This window comes from Streptomyces rubellomurinus (assembly GCF_000961885.1).
Classification (GTDB): domain Bacteria; phylum Actinomycetota; class Actinomycetes; order Streptomycetales; family Streptomycetaceae; genus Kitasatospora; species Kitasatospora rubellomurina.
In genome coordinates this window covers 1-3,476 of the sequence record NZ_JZKH01000202.1, presented here as the reverse complement: position 1 = coordinate 3,476, position 3,476 = coordinate 1, and the positions used below count along the sequence as shown (strand labels likewise).

5 protein-coding genes are annotated in these 3,476 nt (G+C 69.9%); 1 reads left to right on the top strand and 4 read right to left on the bottom strand.

The genetic code is table 11. From position 1 onward, the window contains the following. Positions 1-696 (bottom strand): CHAP domain-containing protein (locus VM95_RS37205; RefSeq protein ID WP_045705712.1); only part of this gene is annotated, 696 nt, incomplete at its 3' end. Between the two features lie 385 nt (positions 697-1,081). Further along, positions 1,082-1,285, bottom strand: coding sequence for a hypothetical protein (locus tag VM95_RS37195; protein WP_045705708.1), 204 nt, complete (start codon positions 1,283-1,285; stop codon positions 1,082-1,084). Between the two features lie 288 nt (positions 1,286-1,573). Here VM95_RS37195 and VM95_RS37190 point away from each other — a divergent pair, with 288 nt between their 5' ends. Then, on the top strand, positions 1,574-2,563 hold the full coding sequence (locus tag VM95_RS37190) for a helix-turn-helix domain-containing protein (RefSeq protein WP_045705707.1): 990 nt from the start codon (positions 1,574-1,576) through the stop codon (positions 2,561-2,563). On the opposite strand, the gene VM95_RS41080 is transcribed toward VM95_RS37190, so the two are convergent. Together VM95_RS41080 and VM95_RS44995 are read right to left on the bottom strand one after the other, a co-directional pair. Beyond that, a complete protein-coding gene (locus VM95_RS41080; protein WP_244179133.1) occupies positions 2,535-3,125 on the bottom strand; it encodes an FAD-binding protein in 591 nt (196 codons plus the stop codon). The two genes, VM95_RS37190 and VM95_RS41080, sit on opposite strands and share 29 nt — an antisense overlap. Before the next feature lie 20 nt (positions 3,126-3,145). Next, positions 3,146-3,370, bottom strand: a complete 225-nt coding sequence (locus VM95_RS44995; RefSeq protein ID WP_045705705.1) for a hypothetical protein — start codon at positions 3,368-3,370, stop codon at positions 3,146-3,148. Positions 3,371-3,476: the final 106 nt, after the last annotated feature.

The window sequence follows — 3,476 nt, the reverse complement described above, 5'->3', positions numbered from 1 at the left end:
TCCCGTCCAGACGAAGAGGTTGCCGGAGGAGTCCTTGGCGAACAGGTCGGAGACCTTGTCGCCGTTGTAGTTCCCGCCCACCGTCTGCGAGAAGTTCAGGGCGACCGAGGGCTTCACGACCGGGCTGATGTACCCGCTGATGACCTGGCCCCAGGGCGCGTCGCCCTCCGCGTACTGGGAGGTGCTCTCCTCCTGCACGATGCCCTGGGAGTGGCCGCTCGAGTGGCCCTCGTTGCCGCCGACCACGGTGATGGAGCCGCCGCCCACTGCGGTGACCAGCGCCACGTGGTCGGCGTAGTCACTGGAGGCGTCGTAGTTGTAGACGACGGCGTCACCCACCTGAGGGGTGCTGTGCAGCGTGCCGTAGGTCTTGCCGTAGTCGTAGACGCTGGCCGCGGTGTTGTCGATCGCGGAGAGGTGGGCGACGCCGTTCTGGGACCACACCCAGCCGACGAAGTCCGCGCACCAGGCCTGGGACTGGCCGCCGGAGCCGCCGCAGCTGGTGCTCTGGCTGCTCAGTCCGGACCAGTAACCACCGTGGGCGCAAGGCCCGTTGCCGACCTCGGCGGTTGCGGTGGCGGCGATCGAGGACGTCGTGCTCGCGTGGGCCGGGGCGACCATCAGACCGCTCACTGCGGTGGCGGCGACGATCGCGGCGAGACCAGCCTGCTTGAAGCGGCGAATGGGCATGATCATGACATACATCCTTCGATGACGGGTGGCACGGCGGAGGCCGCGCCACAGCGCGGGGAGTCTGGGGGGAGAGCGCTCAGGGAGAGTTCCGCGGGAGGGCGGAGCCTTACCGCCCGAGCGGCGGCATGATGTACCGGGAAGAGATCTGCGACCTCGCGGCGGAGCCGAGCAGCTCGCACGCACGTACTGCTGCGTCACTCCGGCTGCCGGCTCGGAGGAAGAGGACGAGGTCGATTCCGTGCGGACCGGCACGGGCACGGACGTGTTCCAGGCCGTGGCGCGGCTCGGCGTGCGCCCACAGGGCATCGTGCGCGGTGTGCGCGTCGGCTTCCTCGGAGCCCGTGCTCGCCACCTGGTGCAGGGTCAGGCGAACGACATGCACGGACGGTCAGTCCCAGCCGATGCTTTCGGCCCGCGGGCCGCCGCTGAGACCCGGGCCGGCCGGGGTGACGTCCCAGCCGATGGAGCTCGCCGTGACATGTGCCGCCGCGGTCTGCGCTCCGGCCGCAGCCGTCAGCGCGGCCGGCGCGGCGCCGAGGAACAGCGCGGCTGCGACGGCGGAGACCTTGAGCAGGCGAGCGGCGTTGGACATGGCGATACCCCTGTCGGTGAAGTGTGTGGGGAGGCGGAGGCCTCGGAGCGGTCCCGACGAGCGGTTTCGTTCTCGCCGCTGTGCCGGTGATCAATATGTTGCCGCCCGGAGGGGCCCAGCGGAATGGGTCCGGCCTGGCGCCAAGGAGCCAATGGGCCTGTCACCTTGGTGCCTCCGGCCGCCGGGGTCCGGGCGTGGGCCGGACTTGGTTGCCACTGATGTCCCTTGCTGGAAAGATCGTCCGCGAAGCTGGGAAACACCGTTCAGTGGCAAGCGGGGGGCGCTTTCATGCTGGAAATGCTGGGGCTGGACCCGGCCGTCGAGGGCGTCTACCGGGGGATGCTCACCGACCCCGACGCCGGAGTTGCAGAGCTGTGCGCGCGGCTGGCCCTGTCGGAGAGCACGGTGCGCGAGGCACTCGACGAACTCGCTGATCTCACGATCGTGCGTGACTCCCCCTTCCATCCGACCGGACTGCGCGTGGTCGAGCCCCCGGTCGCACTGGAACTGATGCTCCTTCGGCAGGAGGAGGAGCTCGCCCGCCGCCAGCACGAACTGGCGGGGCAGAAGGCGGCGATGGTCCAAGCGGTGGCCGACTGCGCCCAACTGCGATCGGGAGCCGCCGCCGTCCGCGGCTCGGAGCGCTTGGTCGGGATGGAGGCGATCCAGGCGAAGCTGAGGGTGCTGGCCAAGGAACTGCAGGGCGAATGCCTGGCGGTGATGCCCGGCGGCGGCCGGTCCAAGGAGAGCCTCGACGCGTCCAGGCCGCTCGACGCGGAGGCTCTGGGGCGCGGTGTCACCCTGATGACGCTCTACCAGGACAGCGTGCGCAACGACCCCGCCACCCTCGCGTACGCGCAGTGGATGACGGATGCCGGCGGACAGGTGCGTACCGCCCCAGTCCTGCCTCCTCGCGTTCTGGTGTTCGACCGGCAGGTCGCCGTGCTTCCGATCGACCCCAAGAACACCCGCCGCGGGGCGCTCTGCACGCGGGAGCAGGGGATCGTGGCCGCGTTGCTCGCCATGTTCGAACAGGCCTGGGACACCGCCGTCCCGCTCGGGGCGGACCGTCTGCGCGAGGCGGACACCGGCCTGAATCCCACCGAGAAGGAGCTGCTGAAACTCCTCGCCACCGGCCTGACCGACGAGGCCGCCAGCAAGCGTCTCGGGGTCTCCTTGCGGACCGTGCGTCGCCAGATGGCCGCCCTCATGGAACGCCTGGACGCCACCAGCCGGTTCGAGGCGGGCCTCAAGGCGGCCCAGCGCGGTTGGCTCTGAGTCCGCCCGGGGTGCTGTCCCTGGGGAGCGCTCGATGTTCCCACTGCTCAAGTCCGTGGTGTTCGGACGCCATCGACGGGCTCCGAGCCCGCCGGAGAAGGATCAACTGCAACCGTGGAACGACGAAGGTCCCCACCGGAAACCGGTCGGGACCTGTCGTTTGCCCTGATGGGCAGAGGCGGAGGATACGAGATTCGAACCCGTGAAGGGTTGCCCCCACCACTCTTTCCCAACCGCATGGGCTCGCGTACCAATTGATCATGTGTGTCGGGCGTCGGACACGGACGGCTATTCCCTGCCCGCACGGGTTGTGTTCTGGCTGGTCGGTAGGCTCAGGTTGAACCTGTGCCTCGGTACTCCTCGACCGGGATCGGGTGGACGTCGGGGCGCAGGCGGTCGGTGTAGAGCAGGCCTGCTGGCCGTAGGCTCCGGGGTTCTGGACGGGGTCGGCCCCGACAGTGCCGGGTATGCCGGCCAAGCACTCGATCCCGGCGAGGTGTTCGGCTGCGGCCCACTGGACGAGGTCGGCGAGCGGGTGGCCGGCCTGGACGGTCGCGGCCACCGTGTCGTCGTCCACCTGCTTCACGGTGATGCCCGGGTGTTCATCACGGCGACGGTGCCCTCGTGGGCGGTGCCGGAGGCGATGACGTTGCTGCCGTGGCCGAGGATGAGGGGCGCGTCCTCCTGCCGGTCGCCGATCGTGCGGACCGGTTCGAACCAGTCGTCGGGGTCGGCGACCTGCAGGACAGCGCTGGCCGGGCCGCCGAGCCACAGGGGGGTGAGGGACGCGAGCGCGGTGCTGGACACGGGTGGACCTCCTAGGGTTCGTCGGTGATCGCCTTCAGGGCGAGGGTCCGCAGCGGGGCGAGGCGGGTGCGGTTGTCCTGGTGGTGGTAGACGGCGTTGGTGCAGA

What these genes read in the sequence shown, in the direction of transcription:
- VM95_RS37195 (WP_045705708.1), bottom strand. Translation starts at nt 1,285, where the DNA reads ATGTCCAACGCCGCTCGCCTGCTCAAGGTCTCCGCCGTCGCAGCCGCG.
- VM95_RS37190 (WP_045705707.1), top strand. Translation starts at nt 1,574, where the DNA reads ATGCTGGAAATGCTGGGGCTGGACCCGGCCGTCGAGGGCGTCTACCGG.